The sequence below is a fragment of the Nocardia sp. NPDC051756 genome (genome assembly GCF_040681495.1).
Taxonomy (GTDB): Bacteria; Actinomycetota; Actinomycetes; order Mycobacteriales; family Mycobacteriaceae; genus Nocardia.
This window is the reverse complement of the sequence record NZ_JBFAYV010000002.1, coordinates 923,959-939,410: the sequence shown is the minus strand read 5'-3', so window position 1 is coordinate 939,410 and position 15,452 is coordinate 923,959. Positions and strand designations below refer to the sequence as shown.

Here is a 15,452-nt window from a genome sequence, read left to right as displayed (position 1 = left end):
TATCAGGCGCGGACGAGTACGGCTTGCCGTTCGGGCGCAAGAGAACTCGGCTCAAAGCTCGAGTTCGTTACTCAATCGACGCAGATATCCGGCGAATCGCTGCCGATCGAGGTCGTCCCAGTCGGCGGTCAGCTCGGTGAATACCTGGCGCTGCCAGTCGCGGGCCTCGGTGAGCAGGCGCTCGCCGCTGGCGGTCAGCGCCAATGCCGTTCGGCGCCGGTCGTGTTCGGATTCCGCGCGGGAGAGAAAGCCGGCCGCGGTGGCGTCGCGCACCATCCGGCTCGCCCCCGAATGATCCAGCCCCAGTTGATGCGACACCGAGGTGATGGTGGCCTCGGCGTCCTGCTCGACGGTCGCCGCCACCGCCTCGACCACCTGGACGTGCTGAGCATGCCGTAGCTCGTCGGGCAGATCCGCCGACGTCCGGTTGATCCACCGCCGCGACCAGAATCGAACCAGCCGAAACAGCGCCGGTCCGCCGTCGGCGGCGGCGGTTCCAGGCCTGGCGGTCGCCCGTCTGCTCATGGTGTCAGCCTAACTCGCCCCTAGTAATCACATGCGATACGCATGTATATTTGTGTGCGTATCGCATGCATCAAGGAGGCAGTGATGACCATCGTCTTGAATCACACGATCGTGCCCGCGACGGACCGGCACGCCGCCGCAACGTTTTTCGCCGAATTGCTCGGGCTCACCGTGGGCGCGCCGAGCGGCCCCTTCGCGCCGGTGCGGGTCAATGCCGACCTCACCCTCGACTTCGATGACCGCGGCCGGGTCGAACCGGGCCACTACGGATTCCTCGTCGACGACGAGACCCTCGACGCGGTACTCGAACGGCTGAGCCGGTGGCCCGCGGTCGACTACGGCTCCGGTCCGCAACACGGTTGGGACCGGGCCGTCAATCATCTGGGTGGCGGCCGGGGCGTCTACGTCCACGCGCCCGACGGCCACAGCTACGAGCTGTTCACCGCGATCCCATAGTCCGCGTCCGAATCAGGTTCTGGCCGGACCGATCCGGCGCTTACGCGGCTTGAGATGCAGGCCGGGCAGCGGCGGAGCCGGGATGCGCTGCTCGGGCGGATGGCCGGCGATGTCGGCGAAGCGGCCGAGATCGTGGTTCTCCCAATCGTTTCGGGCCGCCACGATCTCTTCGTGGCTGCGGCCGACGAAGTTCCACCACATCACCAGTTCCTCGCCGAACGGCTCGCCGCCGATCAACGCGAAATGCGCTCCGGCCGTGCTGCTCAGCGAGATCTCGTCGCGATCGGTGCCGAGATAGAGCAGCGGGCCTGCGGTCAGCGGCGTGCCGTCGACCGTCACCTCGCCCTCGATCACCATCAGCGCGTGCTCGAACCCGCGTTCCAGCGGAAGGGTGGCCGCGCCCGGCTCCAGCCGCACGTCCGCGCCGATGATCGGCGTGTACGCGGTTGCCGGAGAAGTGATTCCGGCCAGCGCGCCGATCAGCACGATCGCACGGATGCCCGGTGCCTGATAGACCGGCAGCTCACGATGCTGCTCGAAGTGCGGATCGATCCCGGTCTGGTTGCCGGGCAAGGCGATCCACAACTGCAAGCCGTGTCCTGTGTGCGCGCCCGCGACACCGTATTCGGAATGCGCGATGCCGCGCCCCGAGGTCATCAGGTTCAGCTGCCCCGGCTCGATCTCCACATCGGAGCCCACCGAGTCGCGATGCCGGATCCGCCCGTCGAACGGCCAGGTCACCGTCTGCAGGCCGATATGCGGATGCGGATCGATATCCGGCGACGCCCCGGTATCGGTGACCGTCGGCGAGCCGAAGTGATCGAGGAAGCACCACGCCCCGACGGTCGGCAGATCCCGTTGCGGCAGTACGCGTTCCACGAACACGCCGCGCACACCGCCGAGCGGCACCTCGCGCGACGGATAGAGCTCCGCGACCGGACCCGGACCGGCCGCGGGTTCGCACAACGCCTCCGCCGGATGCGGATCGAGGTCGCTCACCGAGTAATACCCTTACCGATGACATGCGCGTCGTACTGCGGGTGCTTGTCCAGGTAGGCCCGGATGAACGGGCACAGCGGCCGGATCGCCCGCTTGCGCTCGACCGCGTCCTCGACGGCGTGCTTGGCCAGCGTGCTGCCGAGCCCCTTGCCGGAGAACGCGCCGTCGATCTCGGTGTGGGTGAACACCGTCTCGTCGTCGCGCTCCTCGTACTCGGCGAACCCGGCGAGGTCGCCGCCGTAGAACACCTCGTAGCGGTGCTTCTCGTCGTTGCGGACAACCTTGGATTCCGAGGCGGGTGTAGTCATGGTCGACTTCTCCTTCGATGCGCGTACCGGATGTCTGCTGAGGATCGACACGCGATTGAACGCGCCGATCGTGGTGGCGGCCCAGACGACGACCGAGAGCTGATCGTCGGTCAGAACTTTGCGGGCGAGCGCGTACTCACGCTCCAGCGTGTGCTCGTCCGGAACAACCGCGGTGACCTCGGCCAGCCCGAGCGCGGCCTGCTCCAGCGGTGAATACAGCTCGGTGCGCCGCCACGCGGGCAGCACCGCGATTTCCTGTTCGGTGTTCCCGGCGGCGAGCGCGGCGCGCTGGTGTGTGTCCAGGCAGAAGGCGCAGCCGTTGATCTGGGAAACCCGCAGGTTGATCAGCTCGATGAGCTTGCGGTCCAGGCCGGCCTCGGCGGCTGCGGCGTGTACTTCGTTCGCGACCCGGATGAGGGCGCGGAACGCGGCGGGGGTCTGTTTGTCGATCCAGACGCGATCGTGCGGGACATCGGGCTTCACTCCATTGGATGGTAGTAGCCCGGGCGGTCAGGCATCCGCTGGGGTCCGGTTCAAACGGACCGGGGTCCGAGTCCATTTACACCGGCATACAGAACTCGTAGAGATCGTCCGCGACCGCTGTCGCGGGCGTGCGCGCGGGACAAATATGGAGGTCCATCGAAGGAGAAAACGTCATGAGGTTCCGCAACCGCACCGCACCCACCTTGGTCGCCGCCTGCCGCCGCAGCGCGCACCGCCTCTGGGCCAGGCAGGATCTCACCCCGCAGGAGCGCGCGAATCTCATGGTCGGCTGGACGCCGCCGGCCATCATCAGCGCCTCGCTCGGCGGGCGCACCTTCCACTGAAATGCCGCGGCCCCGGCGATCCGGAACTCGGGTCGCCGGGGCCGCGTGTTCGTGCCTAGATCTCGGCGAAGCGCCGCAGGTTGAACGGCTCGACCAGGATCTGGTCCAGGGCGGCCGCGCACTGCTTCAGATGCGGGGTCTCGAAGTGCGCCGCCAAGGCCTCGGCGTCGACCCATTCCTCGAGCAGTACCACCCGGCTCGGATCGGTCGGGTGCAGGTACAGCTCGTAACCGAGGCAGCCGCTCTCGGCGAGGGTCGGCTCGATCATGTCCTGCAACACCTCGCGCAGCTCGGCCTCGTGGCCGGGCTTGGCGGTGAAACGGACATTGAGCGTCAGCGTAGACACGGTGAACTCCTGATCTGTTGTGGTGCTTGCTATTCCCGGCCTGCGGAGACGAACGACAGGTCCGCGGAACGGTTTCCGGCGACCTGATCGGCGATCGGCTCCAGCGTGGCCAGTTCGTCGGTGGTCAGCTCGATGCGCGCGGCCGCGACATTCTCGGCGAGCCGAGTCCTGCTGCGGGGTGTGGTGGTCGGCAAAGTTTCGCTCATACCGTGATTCCTTCGCTGTCTCGCACGGTGATCGTGGCCGGCCGGGCGAGCTGTGCCTTGCCCTCGTAGATATCGATCTTGTAGTCCAAGACGGCCACGGTCTGCTGCAGTTCATCGATCTTGGCGAGCACCTCGGCGCGGGTTTTGCGGAACATCTCCAGCCGCTCGGGGAACGTCGATTCCCCCTCGCGCACCAGCTCGGCATAGCGGACCATGTCCGCCACCGACATCCCCGTGGTCCGCAGCCGCCCGATCAGCGCGAGCCACTCCAGATCGCGATTGCTGAACCGGCGCTTGCCCGCGTGATCGCGACCGATGTAATCCATCAGCCCGATCCGCTCATACCAGCGCAGCGTGTCCCGGCTCAGCCCCGACCGTTCGGACACCTCGCCGATCGAATACCGAGGCTGCTCCCACTCCCCGCCCCGCTCGTTCAATGCGGCTTCACCCACGACACTCGCCCTTCCCGTAGAACACCGACGACGCTACCCACCTGGAGTGCACTCCAAGCAAGTCCAATGTACGCAAAAACGGTGGTCGGGTTCCGGCTGACTGTGTACCTTGCGTGGGACACTGGGAGCTGACCAGGGGTGGGACGAGCTGAGGAGCGAAGGTGACGGCACTTCCGGATCCAGGGCGGCTGCTGACGATTGCCGACTACATGGCGCTCGGGGAAGACGACGAGCGTTGCCGTAGGGAGCTGCAAGAGGGGGTACTCGCCATTTCGCCGTCGCCCACGCCGGACCACAACATTGTGGGCGGCGATCTCTATGTCCAGCTGAAACCTCAGCTTCCGCCTGACTTGATCGCCGTGCCCGATGTCGATCTCAACCTGCAATTGGTTCCTGAGGACGGGCCCGCCACAGTCCGCCGGCCGGATCTTGTTGTGGTCGAACGAAGCGAACGCAAACGTGTCCGTTCCGACGGCGGAATCCTTCGGGCGTCCGCAACCCGTCTTGTTGTCGAAATTGTCTCGCCGGGCTCACGGCGAACGGATTACGTCATGAAGCGCAGCGAGTACGCCGACGCCGGAATACCGCACTACTGGATCATCGACCTGAATCCGCCGCTCAGCTTGGCGGCGTTCCGGCTGACCGAGGAACTCGGCTATGTCGATGACGGCGAGGTGACCGATGTGTTCACCACCACCTCGCCGTGTCCGCTGACCATCCAATTGGACGAGTTCGACCAGTTGGACTGACCTGGCGAGGAGCAGGCCGCCTAGCTCCGAGGAGAAATCGCACCGTCGGACCAATCCGTCCGCGCTCAGTCCTTCTTCGGCAATTCCTGCACAGCCCACTGATTACCGTCGGGGTCGGCAAAGTAGGTGAAGTTGCCCCAGCTCAGTGTTTCCACCGGCTTCGCGTCCACGCCGGCGGCAACCAGCTGCTGATATGCCTCTTCGGCGCTGGAAACCACGATCTGCATCCCGCGAACACTGCCCGGCGCGGCTTCGGTGATGCCCTCGCCGATGCAGATCGAGCATGCGGATCCGGGCGGCGTGAGCTGGACGAAACGCAGGTTCTCGTTGACCCGGTGATCGTGGTCGGCGTTGAATCCGATCTTGGTGTAGAAGTCCTTCGCGCGATCCACGTCGGTGACGGGAATCGCGATGAGCTCGATTTTCCAATCCATCGCCCGAGCATCTCACCGGTCGCCGACAAAGTCCCGGTTTCCGGCCTACGCTGGGGACATGCCTGGTAAGGACGTCAACCGGATCAGGGCCCGCTCGGCCCTGGCAACGGTCAAGGAAAGCCCGGTGATCACCGCGATCGCGGTGGCGCCGGTGGTACTCGCACTCGCCGTGGTGTGGTGGCTGCTCGGCGGATTCGCCGCGTTCGTGCTGCTGGTCGTGCTCGGCGCGGTCGTGGTGGTCGGCGGCAAGCTGCTGCGCTGACCGCGCATTCAGCGGGGGATGTGGAAACGCACCAGCTCACCGGTTCCCGGATCGACCTGTGCCCACGGCCGGTCGAATTCGAGCACGGCCAGCGCCGAGGTCGGGAACTTGCGACTGAGCTCGATGGCGGGCGTCGAACTCCGATTGCTCGCCAACTCCCATGCCGTCCACGGCATTCCGGGCGCGTGCCCGATCACCAGCAGCGTCGACACGTCGTCGTCGCTGAGCTGGACCAGCTCGATGAGGCTCTGCGGGGACGCCTCGTAGATGCCCGCCTCGTAGACCACCGGCGCGTCGATCCCGGTGGCGGCGAGGGTTTCCCGGGTGCGGGTCGCGGTGGAGCACCGCACCGCATCGATCGGTGGTTGCGTCGTACGCAACCAGTCACCCGCCAGCCCGGCCTCGCGTTGTCCGCGCGGCGCGAGCGGGCGTTCGTGGTCGCCGACACCGTCGGGATAGGCCGACTTGCCGTGTCGCATGAGGATCAGAGTCCGCACCATGGAGATACCGTAAGGCCTCCGGTCGCATGGCCTCGAACACACTCGAGGCAAACTGAAAGCGGCGTCACATCGCGGTGGTTCCGCGGCGTGCCGTTTTTGTCCACCTCTGCCCACCGGGTGGCCTACAGCCCACGTACATCTTCGAGGATCTGCACAATATGGCCTACGTAATCACGCAGCGTTGTTGCAACGACGCCAGCTGCGTTTCCGAGTGCCCTGTCGATTGCATCCGTCCGACCCCGGATCAACCGGAGTTCGCGACGACCGAGATGCTCTACATCGACCCCGACACCTGTATCGACTGCGGTGCGTGCGTCGATGCGTGCCCGGTCGAGGCGATCTTCTCCGAAGACGACCTGACCGCATCGCTGGCCAGATACCGCGAGATCAATGCCGCCTATTTCGAACGGCATCCGCTCGAGTCGAACTTCGACCCGATCGTCACCCCGCCTCGGCCGCCGAAGGAACTCGGCACCCTGCGGGTCGCGATCGTCGGGGCAGGCCCGGCGGCCTGTTACGCCGCCGACGAGTTGCTCCGCCGCGCGGACGTGGAGATCGAGATGTTCGACCGGGTGCCGACCCCGTGGGGTCTGGTCCGCGCGGGCGTGGCCCCCGATCACCCCGGCACGAAGACGGTGTCGAGCCTGTTCGAGTCCGCGTTCCGGCGCGAGACCTTGCAGTACTACCTGAATGTCGAGATAGGCACGCACATCTCGCACGAGGAGCTGCTGAAGCACCACCACGCGGTGATCTACGCGGTCGGCGCGTCGACCGACCGCCGCCTCGACGTGCCGGGCGAGGATCTGCCGGGTAGCCACTCGGCCACCGAGTTCGTCGCTTGGTACAACGGTCATCCCGACTTCGCCGACCGGCAGTTCGACCTGTCCGGCGAGCGGGCGGTGATCGTCGGCAACGGCAACGTCGCCTTGGACGTCGCCCGCGTGCTGACCGTCGACCCGGACGAGCTGGCCAAGACCGATATCGCCGACCACGCGCTGGACGCCCTGCGACGCAGCAATATTCGCGAGGTGGTCGTGCTCGGCCGCCGCGGCCCGCTGCAGGCGGCGTACACGTCGTCGGAATTCCTCGCACTGGCCCACCTCGAGGGCATCGACGTCGTCGTCGACGAGTCCGACCTCGCGCTCGATCACGCCAGCCAGGCGCTGCTCGACGACCCGGATGTCGAGCCGTCGCTGAAGCTCAAGTACACCCTCGCCGAGGAATACGCCGGCGCGCCGCGCGACCCGAGCCACAAGCGGATCATCTTCCGCTACCTGGCCTCGCCGACCGCGCTCACCGGCACCGAGCACGTCGAGGCGATCGAGTTCGTGCACAACGAATTGTTCGAGGAGAACGGCCAATTGGTGGCGCGGGCGACCGAGCGCACCGAGCGGATCGAGGCCTCGCTGGTGCTGCGTTCCATCGGCTACCGCGGTTCGGCCGTCGCCGACCTGCCGTTCGACGAGCGGCGCGGCGTCCTGCCGAACGAACACGGCCGGGTGCACGACACCGACGGCACCCCGCTGTCCGGCGTGTACGCGAGCGGCTGGATCAAGCGCGGCCCGCGCGGCGTCATCGGCTCGAACCGGACCGATGCCGAGGAGACCGTGGAGAACCTGATCGCCGACTTCACCAGCGGCAAACTCGGTGCGCCCGAGGCGAATCGCGCGGCGCTCAAGGCGTTGCTCGGCGAGCGGCAGGCCGATCTGGTGGATCGGGACGGCTGGCGGGCGATCGACCAGGCGGAGAAGGCCGCGGGTAAGTCCGCGGGCCGGCCGCGGGTCAAGTTCACCACCCGGGAGGATCTGCTGAAGGCCGCGCGCGGCTGACCGGGCCGGCCGACCGGATCCCCGCGGATCCGGTCGGCCACCGCCTATTCGGGCGGCAGCGGCATGATGCGGACGACGGTGGTGGTCGTCCCGCCGACCACGAACCACAGCCGCAGCACCGGCCGTCCGGTGCGATCGCCCGGCTCGAACCGGCTGCGCACGGTCACGTGCTGGCGCGCGAGCACCGGCGCGACATATTCGATGACCGCGCGATGCGGCCCGGCGAGCAGCTTCGGGTACTCGACCATGAACTGTTCCACCGCCTGCCAGTAACAGGTGTTGTTGACGTGGTTGTACTGGTCGATGTCGGTCGCGCGCACCGGAAACGGCATGTCGGTGTCCGACTCGGACGGCGAGGTGTCGGTCAGGTACGGCCGCCAGCGCAGGCGATGCTCCTGCGTCGTCTGCGCCAGGTAGGCCAGGCCCTCGTCGCTGATCCGCGCGGGCATCCCGGTCGACTCGCTGATATTGATCCAGAAGCCCTCGGTCTCGATCAGCCCGCCGTTCGAGCTGGTCACCCGCACCCGCATGTTCGTCCAGCGGGTCGACATCGCCGAGCACCAGCGCAGCAGCTGCACCTCGTCCGGCCACAGGATCGGCCGGATCACGTCGATCACCGTGCGCCGCACGATCCAGTTCGGATCGCTGCGGCTCAGGAACGTCTTGTGCAGGTTTTCCCAGGCGATGTCCTGCAGGTAGCGGGCGACGGCGTCGAAGCGCAGCCGATCGTAGGGGTCCACATCGCCAGCCCGGATGGGCCACGCCGAAGCAAAGCCCATGCCCTCCTGGGGAAGCGGGGCGAGTGGCTGATCGAGTGACACTGGTGCTCCTCGCGCTGCACGGTGTGCCGCGTTCTTCGTGTGGTGCTGTTGTGAGACGACTTTACGGGTCGTACGTCACACCATCGCGTCGAGTGCGTAGGTAGCCGCCGGTGTGCCCGCGAGCAACGCCTCTACCAGGCATCATGGACGCCATGAGTGATTCGGATCTGCCCGGCCAACTCGGCAAACCCGCGGAACGCGCCCTGGCCGCGGCCGGAATCCGCGACCTCGACGACCTCACCTCCTGGACCGAGCGCGATCTCGCCGCGCTGCACGGGGTAGGCCCGACCGCCGTCGCCAAACTCCGCACCGCCCTCGCCGCCCGCAACCAAACCTTCGCCTGACGGCCGCACCGGAATTCTGGTCGCCCCCAAGACGTGTCACATGTGCCCCGGTACGATCCCCGGAACAGGCACGACAGGGGAGGAACACGAGTGAAGCCGCTCGGCCGACACGACTCGCGCGCGCCCGGCCGCCACCAGGTTCTCGGTGAACGGCGGCCCACTTGGTGACTTACCCGCTGCCCGCCGTATAGATTCCGACGGCACGTGTGCGACCTACCATCTGGTGCGGCCCGCTCGCGCGCGACGAGCCCACACACACCCTCGACAACATTGTGCACACCGAACCCGACATGAGCGGATTGCCGCCCGAAGTAAGAGAATTGGTATCTCCATGCTTGAGCAAGGACCCACAGGAGCGTCCGACGCCTCCAGTGTCGACGCCTTCGAGCAGCGCTTGCAGGCGCTCGTCGAGATCCAGCGGGCGAGTTCGCTGCGCCGGCGTCGGAAGCGGGCACTGATCGGGGCCTCGGCGGTGGCCGCCCTGCTCGTCGTCGTGCTCGCGGGCACGGCCCTGTTCGGCGGCGACGACGAGGAACCGACCGCGCCGGCCGTGAATCCGCTTGCGGCGCTGAATCTTACGAAACTCCGGTCGATCGATCTGTGTGCCGCGGTGCAGGATCCGCTGGTCTCGTCGCTGGGGGAGTGGACGAAAGCGCCGAGTTCTACCCAATGGGGCACCTGCGCGGGCGAGTCGGGCGGATATCAGTTCGACTTCGATATCAAGCGCGTCGATGGCTATCGAGACAATGGTGAAAAAGCCGCGGGAGTCCCCGTGCTGGAGGACGCGAACAGCGGAAAGGACGGCTGCGGGCGGGCCCTGTTTCCCGCGAAAACCGATCCGCAATTCGGCATCGCGGTACGGGTGAAGGGCTCGCAGTCCGACAAGCTCTGCGAGGTCGCGGACGAGGCGGCCACCGAGCTGGCCCATCGGATATCCGAAGGGCCGCCGCAACTTCCGAACATTCGCACCTCACTCGCTCGCCAAGATCCGTGTGCGCTGGTCGATTCGGTCGTGGTGAAGCTGAATATCGGCGACCAGGTGCACGGCGCTCCGGATCAGCTGCACACCTGCAAATGGATCTCGACCGGCACGGTCACCGTCGCGCTCGAACGCTCGAAGGCGTTGACGCCGACCGAGAAGCCGATACCGTTCGATCTCGGCGGCGGCAATTTCGTCTTCTTGGACGAGGCGGAATTGGGCTCGCCGACCTGTGTCCGGCGCGCACAGTACCGGGCCATCGACGGCGGCGACGCCGAGGTGGTGACGGTGCAGGTCGATAATCCCACCCTGGCCGAACATCCCGAATTCAGGTGTCTGGCAGCACAAGTGGTGCTGCAGAACGTCCTGGACAACCTCCCACAGGTGAGTTGATGAACTGGAACACACGAGTCGCCACGGCGCTCCTCGCCGTCCTCGCCACCGTCGGGGTGAGCGGCTGCGCATCGGAAGTGCAGGGAACCAGCGTTTCCAGCGAGCTCGATGTGCGCGCGTTGGACACCGGCAAGTTCCCGACCACGCCGCCCAAGATCGCGTCCCGCCTGGACGATCTCGGCTACGCGCGATTGGAGGCCGCACGACTGGCCGACGCGGTCCTGAGTCCGCACGAGGTGGACCCGAAATACTCCGTCGGTGCGTCGGCCCGCGTGCACACCGACGCCCAGTCGGTGGCGCAGTACCTCGCGGAGCCGGCCATCCCGGTGTTGCAGAATCACGGTTTCGTGCTCGGGTTCTCCACCGGTTCCGCCGAGGACGTGCCGCCGCTCACCGATCCCGCGGCCGGCGTTCGCCAGCGGGACGGCCTGACCGTGACGGTGTCACGTTTCCCGGACGCGGCGGCCGCGAAGGCGGCGGCCGCCGAGCTCGACGCCGTCGACCTCGGCCTCAACCCGGAGAATGCGCCCGTCGGTCTGCCCAAATACCCGGACGCACGCGCACACTGGCGTCCGGCCTTTCCGACGCTCGGCAGCACGACCCCGCACGGAAACTATGTGATCAGCGTGCTGGCGGAGACGCGGACGGCGGATATCGATCGGCTGGTCGACGCGACCCAGAAGTATCTCGCCGCGGAGATCGCCGAACTCGACAGGTTCAGCGCGACACCGATCGGCAAATTCAACACGCTGCATCAGGATCCGGATGGCCTGCTGGTCCGGGTCATTCAGGACAAAGGCGTTGTCCCCGCGCCGGATGGACAGGGCGAGGTGGTGCTGACCTTGCGCGGCTATCTGAACTACGTCCAGGATCAGTCGGGCCGCCTTCCGGTTCTGCGGAAAGCGGGAGTGGATCGGATCGCGGTGACGCCCAATGCCTTCGGATTCCGGGCGGCCGACGACGCTGCCGCGGCTCGATTCGTCACCGAGTCCGCCGAACTCGGTAATGCGGCGGATCGGCGCGCGGTGGATCCGCCGACGGATGTGCCCGGCGCGGCGTGCGTGCAGGACTATGTCGCGCCGAAGGAAGCACAGTTCAGGTGCTTCGTTTCCTATCGGAGGTATGCGGCACTGGTGCTCGGCAGCCGACTGTGGGAAACCCAGCAGCGCGCCGCCGCGCAGTACGCGTTGCTCGCCAACGAAAGCGGTGGGCGCTAGTAGCCCTGGTATGCGCCACCGGAATTGACCGCGACCACGCCGGGAACGTTGTTGACCGAGCCATACCTATCGATCGAATAGCGAACGCCCGCAATAATATTGTCCACCGGGTTCCAGATATCGTCGTGCCCCGGTGCCTTGTAGGAGTTGAAGGTGCTGTCGATCGTCTGCATCAGCCCCTTCGACGGATGCCCCGCGACCCAGTTGCTGTCCCACTGGTTTTCCGCGTACGGGTTACCCGCCGACTCGTGCTCGATGATCATGGCGATGGCGCGCTCATCGATATCCTTGGGGTCGTAACCCATTTCGATGAGTTTCTGTTTCGCCTCCGCGATCCATTTCGCCATATCCCCGCTCGGCATCGGTCCGGTAGGCGCGGACGAACTGGGACTGCCGGAACCGCTGTAACTTCCGCTGTTGTACGGGGTACCCGACGACGATCCGGAGTTGTTGTGATTCCCCATCGCGTAATTGGGCTTGTTCGACGAGGGGTTGCCGTTGCCGTTGTTCACCGCGGCGGGCGAACTGACGCTCGCCGGCACCGTGCTGGCCGGCGGCGCCACGTTCGCGCTCGGGTCGCCGAGCCCGTTGAACGCCTGCTCCAGCTTGCCGACCGCGGTATCGACCTGTGTCTTCGCTTGGCCGGCCACGGTTTCCGCGGTCTTGAGCGCATTGGTCAGCTCCCAGGTACGCGAGGCCGCCTGCAACGACTCCTGGAAAACGAGCCCCTCCACGTTCGCCTTGTCCGCGTGTTCGCGCAGCGCCGCGATCCGGGTGGTGGCGTTGACGGTGCCGTTGGCCTCCACGTCGAACGGCGGCGCCTGGTTGATCGCGTCGTCGCGCAGCTGGATCACCTTGTTCTTCGCCTCGACCAGGTTCTGCGTCTGGGAGGTAAAGGCGGTCTTCAGTTCCAGCAGCGCGGCACTCACCGCGGAGGAACGGGTCTTTTCGGTGTCCATCCGCGCGTTCGCCGCGGCGCCCGCCGTTCCGGACCACTTCTGGCCGTCTTCCAGCGACTTCGTCTGGGTGGAGCCCTTGCCGACGGCGGTGTCGAGGCCCTGCGACATCGTCCCGGCCTGTTCGCCTGCGGCGGTGAGCTGTTCGGGCTTCCAGTTCTCCACGTCCGGGATGCCGAGGGTCATGCGGTCAATCCGATCGCGCGGAGTTTCGCGGCGAAATCGTCCTCGGCCAGCTCGTATTTACCCGCGGCATTGTGCAGGTTGTCGGCGATCGTGGTCAGCCGGCCGCCGATCCGTTGCAGGCATCGGTTGACCACATCGTTGGCCTGGTTTGCCGCGGTGCCGAATTCGGTGCCGGGTAGCGCGCCCGCGGCGGCCGATAGCGCGCCCCCCGCGTTCAGCCCGGTCACCTCCCCGGCCTCGGTGCCGAGAGTTTGCGCGAACGATCGCAGTGCGCCCGGATCTACCTGCACACTTGTCGACGCCGGTTGATTTCGCTCGACCATGAGTCCCCCTTCACGCCCGACCATAGGTCGCGGTCAGCATAGCAAAACGGGGGCAGCTGAACAGGGGCGTCGGGCCGGTCTGGCAGTGCGGGCAAACGTGGACAGGGTGCGCACGCCGAATCGATGCGGGTTACGTTGATCACGGCGGCGCCGGCGTGGAGAAAAGCCGGTGCCACGACAGAGAGGTCGGCAGATGCGCGCAGCCCAGGTCAGCAAGCTGGAGGGACCGGAGTCGGTCGAGATCGTCGATCTTCCGGAGCCCAAGGGATACCCCGGGGGCGTGGTGATCGACGTGCACGCGGCCGGGGTCGCGTTCCCGGACGTGCTGATGACCCGCGGGCTCTACCAGATGAAGCCGGAACTGCCATTCATCGTCGGCGGCGAGGTGGCCGGCATCGTGCGCGAGGCGCCGGCGGACGCGCACGTCAAGGCGGGCGACCGGGTCGTCGCGCTGACGCTGCTCGGCAATGCCATGGCAGAGGTGGCAGTCGCGCCCACGCAGATGGTGTTCAAACTGCCGGACAACGTCTCCCTCGAGGCCGGCGCCGGCATCCTGTTCAACGACTTGACCGTGCAGTTCTGCCTGCGCAAGCGCGGCAGGCTGGCCGAGGGCGAGACGGTCCTGGTGCACGGCGCCGCGGGCGGCATCGGCACCTCGACGCTGCGGATGGCCGTCGCGCTCGGCGCGGGCCGGGTGATCGCGGTGGTCAGCACCGAGGCGAAGGCCGAGGTGGCGCGCGCCAACGGCGCGACCGACGTGGTACTCGCCGACGGCTGGCTCGCGGCGGTGAAGGAACTGACCGGCGGCCGCGGCGTGGACATCGTGCTCGACCCGGTCGGCGGTGACCGGTTCACCGACAGCGTCCGTTCGCTGGCGTCCGCGGGCCGCCTGCTGGTGGTCGGCTTCACCGCGGGGGAGATCCCGACGGTGAAGGTGAACCGGCTGCTGCTGAAGAACGTCGAGGTGATCGGCGCGGCCTGGGGCGAATGGGTGATGACCCACCCCGGCTACCTGACCGAGCAGTGGGACGAGGTGGCGCCGCTGCTGGCCGCGGGCAAGATCGCGGCGCCGACGCCGGTGCTGTACCCGCTGGAGCGGGCCGCCGAGGCGATCGCCTCGCTGGACAACCGCACCGCGACCGGCAAAGTCGTGGTCACCCTCCGCTGACCGAAACATGGAGCTGTCCAATCGAACTCTGAACCGGACGCTGCTGGCGCGCCAGCACCTGCTGGAGCGTTCGCGGCTGACGGTGCACGAGATGTGCGATCACCTCGTCGGTCTGCAAGCCCAGGACTCACCGCCGCCGTTCGTCGCATTGTGGAGCCGCATAACGGATTTCGATCCGGCCACGGTGTCGGATGCGCTGGTAGACCGTTCGCTGGTCCGGATCACCTTGATGCGCGGCACCATTCACCTGGTCACCCCGCCGGACGCGCTGCGGATCGCGCCGCACATCCAGCCCGAGCTCGAAAAGATCCCCTTCCGTAAGGGTTTCAACTACGGCGCGATGGTCGGCCTAGACCCCTACGAGGTGCGCGGGCACGGCGAGCGGGTCCTCGGCGACGAGCCGATGTCCGCCGCCGAGCTGCGCGAGCACGCCGCCGCGATCTATCCGGACCGCAATCCGGGCATGGTCGTGCAGACCTGGCTCTACCAGCTGCCCGTGCTGCAAACCCCGCCGCGCGGCAAGTGGAAGGACAGCAGCAGGCCGATCTGGTCCCGGGTCGAGCCGTGGCTCGGCGCACCGCTCGACCCGGCATATCCGTTGGCGGAGTTGCTCCTTCGCTATCTGCGCGCGTTCGGCCCGGCCTCCACCATGGACATGCAGACCTGGTCGAAGCTGCTCGGCATGAAGCAAGCGATCGAACAGCTCGGCGACCGCGTGCGCACCTACACCGACGAGCGCGGCCGCACCCTCTACGACGCCGCCGACGCCGAGCTGGCCGATCCGGACCTGCCCGCCCCGGTCCGCCTGCTCGGCTGGTACGACAATGCCGTTCTCTCGCACCAGGATCGGACCAGGATCGTGCCGCAGGGTGGCGCCCCGCACCTGCGCGCGTTCGCCGCCGCGGTTGCCCCGGTCCTGGTCGACGGCTATCTCACCGGCCTGTACAAGATCTTCCCGGAGGCCGGCGTCGCGCGCCTGCGGATCAGCCCGACCCGCAAGTGGACGAAGGCGGAGCGCGCCGCGGTGGAGGCCGAGTCGCAGGCCCTGCTCGGTTTCATGGAGGCCGACAAGGAGCCGCGCGTGGAGATCCTGGAGGTCGGCGCGGACCTGCGTCCGTGAGGTTTAACCGGGTCGAAATACGGGCTCGGTAGGCTGCCCGGCACGTCGCTCA

At 67.1% G+C, this 15,452-nt stretch carries 21 protein-coding genes; 10 read left to right on the top strand and 11 right to left on the bottom strand.

Annotation, left to right across the window (positions count from 1 at the left end):
* Positions 1-51 precede the first annotated feature (51 nt).
* Positions 52-525: a MarR family winged helix-turn-helix transcriptional regulator gene (locus AB0M22_RS10370; RefSeq protein WP_364723387.1), complete on the bottom strand. Its 474-nt coding sequence runs from the start codon at positions 523-525 to the stop codon at positions 52-54.
* A gap of 84 nt (positions 526-609) precedes the next feature.
* Here AB0M22_RS10370 and AB0M22_RS10365 point away from each other — a divergent pair, with 84 nt between their 5' ends.
* Entirely contained in the window at positions 610-981 is a 372-nt protein-coding gene (locus tag AB0M22_RS10365; protein ID WP_364723385.1) for a VOC family protein, read from the top strand.
* A gap of 12 nt (positions 982-993) precedes the next feature.
* On the opposite strand, the gene AB0M22_RS10360 is transcribed toward AB0M22_RS10365, so the two are convergent.
* Together AB0M22_RS10360 and AB0M22_RS10355 are read right to left on the bottom strand one after the other, a co-directional pair.
* On the bottom strand, positions 994-1,980 hold the full coding sequence (locus AB0M22_RS10360) for a pirin family protein (protein WP_364723382.1): 987 nt from the start codon (positions 1,978-1,980) through the stop codon (positions 994-996).
* Positions 1,977-2,771 (bottom strand): GNAT family N-acetyltransferase, encoded by a 795-nt coding sequence (locus tag AB0M22_RS10355; RefSeq protein ID WP_364723380.1) that lies wholly within the window; start codon positions 2,769-2,771, stop codon positions 1,977-1,979. The genes AB0M22_RS10360 and AB0M22_RS10355 overlap by 4 nt, the downstream gene beginning before the upstream one ends.
* A gap of 173 nt (positions 2,772-2,944) precedes the next feature.
* On the opposite strand from AB0M22_RS10355, the gene AB0M22_RS10350 reads away from it, so the two are divergent.
* On the top strand, positions 2,945-3,115 hold the full coding sequence (locus AB0M22_RS10350; protein WP_364723377.1) for a hypothetical protein: 171 nt from the start codon (positions 2,945-2,947) through the stop codon (positions 3,113-3,115).
* A 55-nt stretch (positions 3,116-3,170) separates the two neighbouring features.
* Here the strand turns inward: AB0M22_RS10350 and AB0M22_RS10345 are convergent, their stop codons facing one another.
* Genes AB0M22_RS10345 through AB0M22_RS10335 form a run of 3 tightly spaced genes read right to left on the bottom strand, consistent with a single transcriptional unit; the run spans position 3,171 to position 4,119 of the window.
* Complete coding sequence (locus tag AB0M22_RS10345) at positions 3,171-3,461, bottom strand: putative quinol monooxygenase (RefSeq protein WP_364723375.1); 291 nt, start codon at positions 3,459-3,461, stop codon at positions 3,171-3,173.
* 29 nt (positions 3,462-3,490) lie between these two features.
* Positions 3,491-3,667 carry a hypothetical protein gene (locus tag AB0M22_RS10340; RefSeq protein ID WP_364723372.1) on the bottom strand — a complete coding sequence of 59 codons (177 nt, stop codon included), beginning with the start codon at positions 3,665-3,667 and terminating at the stop codon, positions 3,491-3,493.
* Positions 3,664-4,119, bottom strand: coding sequence for a MerR family transcriptional regulator (locus AB0M22_RS10335; RefSeq protein WP_364723370.1), 456 nt, complete (start codon positions 4,117-4,119; stop codon positions 3,664-3,666). Before AB0M22_RS10335 ends, AB0M22_RS10340 begins: the two co-directional genes overlap by 4 nt.
* A gap of 161 nt (positions 4,120-4,280) precedes the next feature.
* Between AB0M22_RS10335 and AB0M22_RS10330 the strand changes: the two genes are divergently transcribed.
* The gene (locus AB0M22_RS10330) at positions 4,281-4,868 is read left to right on the top strand and encodes a Uma2 family endonuclease (RefSeq protein WP_364723366.1); all 588 of its coding nucleotides are present in this window, start codon (positions 4,281-4,283) and stop codon (positions 4,866-4,868) included.
* Positions 4,869-4,933: 65 nt separating this feature from the next.
* On the opposite strand, the gene AB0M22_RS10325 is transcribed toward AB0M22_RS10330, so the two are convergent.
* Complete coding sequence (locus AB0M22_RS10325; protein WP_364723363.1) at positions 4,934-5,302, bottom strand: glyoxalase superfamily protein; 369 nt, start codon at positions 5,300-5,302, stop codon at positions 4,934-4,936.
* A gap of 58 nt (positions 5,303-5,360) precedes the next feature.
* On the opposite strand from AB0M22_RS10325, the gene AB0M22_RS10320 reads away from it, so the two are divergent.
* The gene (locus tag AB0M22_RS10320; RefSeq protein ID WP_150399729.1) at positions 5,361-5,564 is read left to right on the top strand and encodes a hypothetical protein; all 204 of its coding nucleotides are present in this window, start codon (positions 5,361-5,363) and stop codon (positions 5,562-5,564) included.
* 8 nt (positions 5,565-5,572) lie between these two features.
* On the opposite strand, the gene AB0M22_RS10315 is transcribed toward AB0M22_RS10320, so the two are convergent.
* Positions 5,573-6,064 carry a histidine phosphatase family protein gene (locus tag AB0M22_RS10315; protein WP_364723359.1) on the bottom strand — a complete coding sequence of 164 codons (492 nt, stop codon included), beginning with the start codon at positions 6,062-6,064 and terminating at the stop codon, positions 5,573-5,575.
* A 158-nt stretch (positions 6,065-6,222) separates the two neighbouring features.
* Between AB0M22_RS10315 and AB0M22_RS10310 the strand changes: the two genes are divergently transcribed.
* Positions 6,223-7,893 carry an FAD-dependent oxidoreductase gene (locus tag AB0M22_RS10310; RefSeq protein ID WP_364723356.1) on the top strand — a complete coding sequence of 557 codons (1,671 nt, stop codon included), beginning with the start codon at positions 6,223-6,225 and terminating at the stop codon, positions 7,891-7,893.
* A 44-nt stretch (positions 7,894-7,937) separates the two neighbouring features.
* Here AB0M22_RS10310 and AB0M22_RS10305 read toward each other — a convergent pair whose 3' ends face one another.
* A complete protein-coding gene (locus AB0M22_RS10305) occupies positions 7,938-8,714 on the bottom strand; it encodes an acyl-ACP thioesterase domain-containing protein (protein ID WP_364723353.1) in 777 nt (258 codons plus the stop codon).
* Positions 8,715-8,866: 152 nt separating this feature from the next.
* On the opposite strand from AB0M22_RS10305, the gene AB0M22_RS10300 reads away from it, so the two are divergent.
* The 3 genes from AB0M22_RS10300 (at position 8,867) to AB0M22_RS10290 (ending at position 11,647) form a co-directional block, all read left to right on the top strand.
* The gene (locus AB0M22_RS10300) at positions 8,867-9,058 is read left to right on the top strand and encodes a hypothetical protein (RefSeq protein ID WP_364723350.1); all 192 of its coding nucleotides are present in this window, start codon (positions 8,867-8,869) and stop codon (positions 9,056-9,058) included.
* Positions 9,059-9,389: 331 nt separating this feature from the next.
* Positions 9,390-10,430: a hypothetical protein gene (locus AB0M22_RS10295; protein WP_364723347.1), complete on the top strand. Its 1,041-nt coding sequence runs from the start codon at positions 9,390-9,392 to the stop codon at positions 10,428-10,430.
* Positions 10,430-11,647, top strand: a complete 1,218-nt coding sequence (locus AB0M22_RS10290; protein WP_364723344.1) for a hypothetical protein — start codon at positions 10,430-10,432, stop codon at positions 11,645-11,647. The genes AB0M22_RS10295 and AB0M22_RS10290 overlap by 1 nt, the downstream gene beginning before the upstream one ends.
* Here the strand turns inward: AB0M22_RS10290 and AB0M22_RS10285 are convergent.
* Both AB0M22_RS10285 and AB0M22_RS10280 read right to left on the bottom strand, forming a co-directional pair.
* A complete protein-coding gene (locus AB0M22_RS10285) occupies positions 11,644-12,789 on the bottom strand; it encodes a transglycosylase SLT domain-containing protein (protein ID WP_364723341.1) in 1,146 nt (381 codons plus the stop codon). The two genes, AB0M22_RS10290 and AB0M22_RS10285, sit on opposite strands and share 4 nt — an antisense overlap.
* Positions 12,786-13,112, bottom strand: coding sequence for a type VII secretion target (locus AB0M22_RS10280; RefSeq protein WP_364723338.1), 327 nt, complete (start codon positions 13,110-13,112; stop codon positions 12,786-12,788). The genes AB0M22_RS10285 and AB0M22_RS10280 overlap by 4 nt, the downstream gene beginning before the upstream one ends.
* 193 nt (positions 13,113-13,305) lie before the next feature.
* On the opposite strand from AB0M22_RS10280, the gene AB0M22_RS10275 reads away from it, so the two are divergent.
* A complete protein-coding gene (locus tag AB0M22_RS10275; protein WP_364723335.1) occupies positions 13,306-14,280 on the top strand; it encodes an NADPH:quinone oxidoreductase family protein in 975 nt (324 codons plus the stop codon).
* A gap of 7 nt (positions 14,281-14,287) precedes the next feature.
* Entirely contained in the window at positions 14,288-15,400 is a 1,113-nt protein-coding gene (locus tag AB0M22_RS10270; RefSeq protein ID WP_364723332.1) for a winged helix DNA-binding domain-containing protein, read from the top strand.
* The last annotated feature ends 52 nt before the right edge of the window (positions 15,401-15,452 follow it).

What these genes read in the sequence shown, in the direction of transcription:
- AB0M22_RS10370 (WP_364723387.1), bottom strand. Translation starts at nt 525, where the DNA reads ATGAGCAGACGGGCGACCGCCAGGCCTGGAACCGCCGCCGCCGACGGC.
- AB0M22_RS10365 (WP_364723385.1), top strand. Translation starts at nt 610, where the DNA reads ATGACCATCGTCTTGAATCACACGATCGTGCCCGCGACGGACCGGCAC.
- AB0M22_RS10350 (WP_364723377.1), top strand. Translation starts at nt 2,945, where the DNA reads ATGAGGTTCCGCAACCGCACCGCACCCACCTTGGTCGCCGCCTGCCGC.
- AB0M22_RS10340 (WP_364723372.1), bottom strand. Translation starts at nt 3,667, where the DNA reads ATGAGCGAAACTTTGCCGACCACCACACCCCGCAGCAGGACTCGGCTC.
- AB0M22_RS10325 (WP_364723363.1), bottom strand. Translation starts at nt 5,302, where the DNA reads ATGGATTGGAAAATCGAGCTCATCGCGATTCCCGTCACCGACGTGGAT.
- AB0M22_RS10320 (WP_150399729.1), top strand. Translation starts at nt 5,361, where the DNA reads ATGCCTGGTAAGGACGTCAACCGGATCAGGGCCCGCTCGGCCCTGGCA.
- AB0M22_RS10315 (WP_364723359.1), bottom strand. Translation starts at nt 6,064, where the DNA reads ATGGTGCGGACTCTGATCCTCATGCGACACGGCAAGTCGGCCTATCCC.
- AB0M22_RS10310 (WP_364723356.1), top strand. Translation starts at nt 6,223, where the DNA reads ATGGCCTACGTAATCACGCAGCGTTGTTGCAACGACGCCAGCTGCGTT.
- AB0M22_RS10300 (WP_364723350.1), top strand. Translation starts at nt 8,867, where the DNA reads ATGAGTGATTCGGATCTGCCCGGCCAACTCGGCAAACCCGCGGAACGC.
- AB0M22_RS10295 (WP_364723347.1), top strand. Translation starts at nt 9,390, where the DNA reads ATGCTTGAGCAAGGACCCACAGGAGCGTCCGACGCCTCCAGTGTCGAC.
- AB0M22_RS10290 (WP_364723344.1), top strand. Translation starts at nt 10,430, where the DNA reads ATGAACTGGAACACACGAGTCGCCACGGCGCTCCTCGCCGTCCTCGCC.
- AB0M22_RS10285 (WP_364723341.1), bottom strand. Translation starts at nt 12,789, where the DNA reads ATGACCCTCGGCATCCCGGACGTGGAGAACTGGAAGCCCGAACAGCTC.
- AB0M22_RS10280 (WP_364723338.1), bottom strand. Translation starts at nt 13,112, where the DNA reads ATGGTCGAGCGAAATCAACCGGCGTCGACAAGTGTGCAGGTAGATCCG.
- AB0M22_RS10275 (WP_364723335.1), top strand. Translation starts at nt 13,306, where the DNA reads ATGCGCGCAGCCCAGGTCAGCAAGCTGGAGGGACCGGAGTCGGTCGAG.
- AB0M22_RS10270 (WP_364723332.1), top strand. Translation starts at nt 14,288, where the DNA reads ATGGAGCTGTCCAATCGAACTCTGAACCGGACGCTGCTGGCGCGCCAG.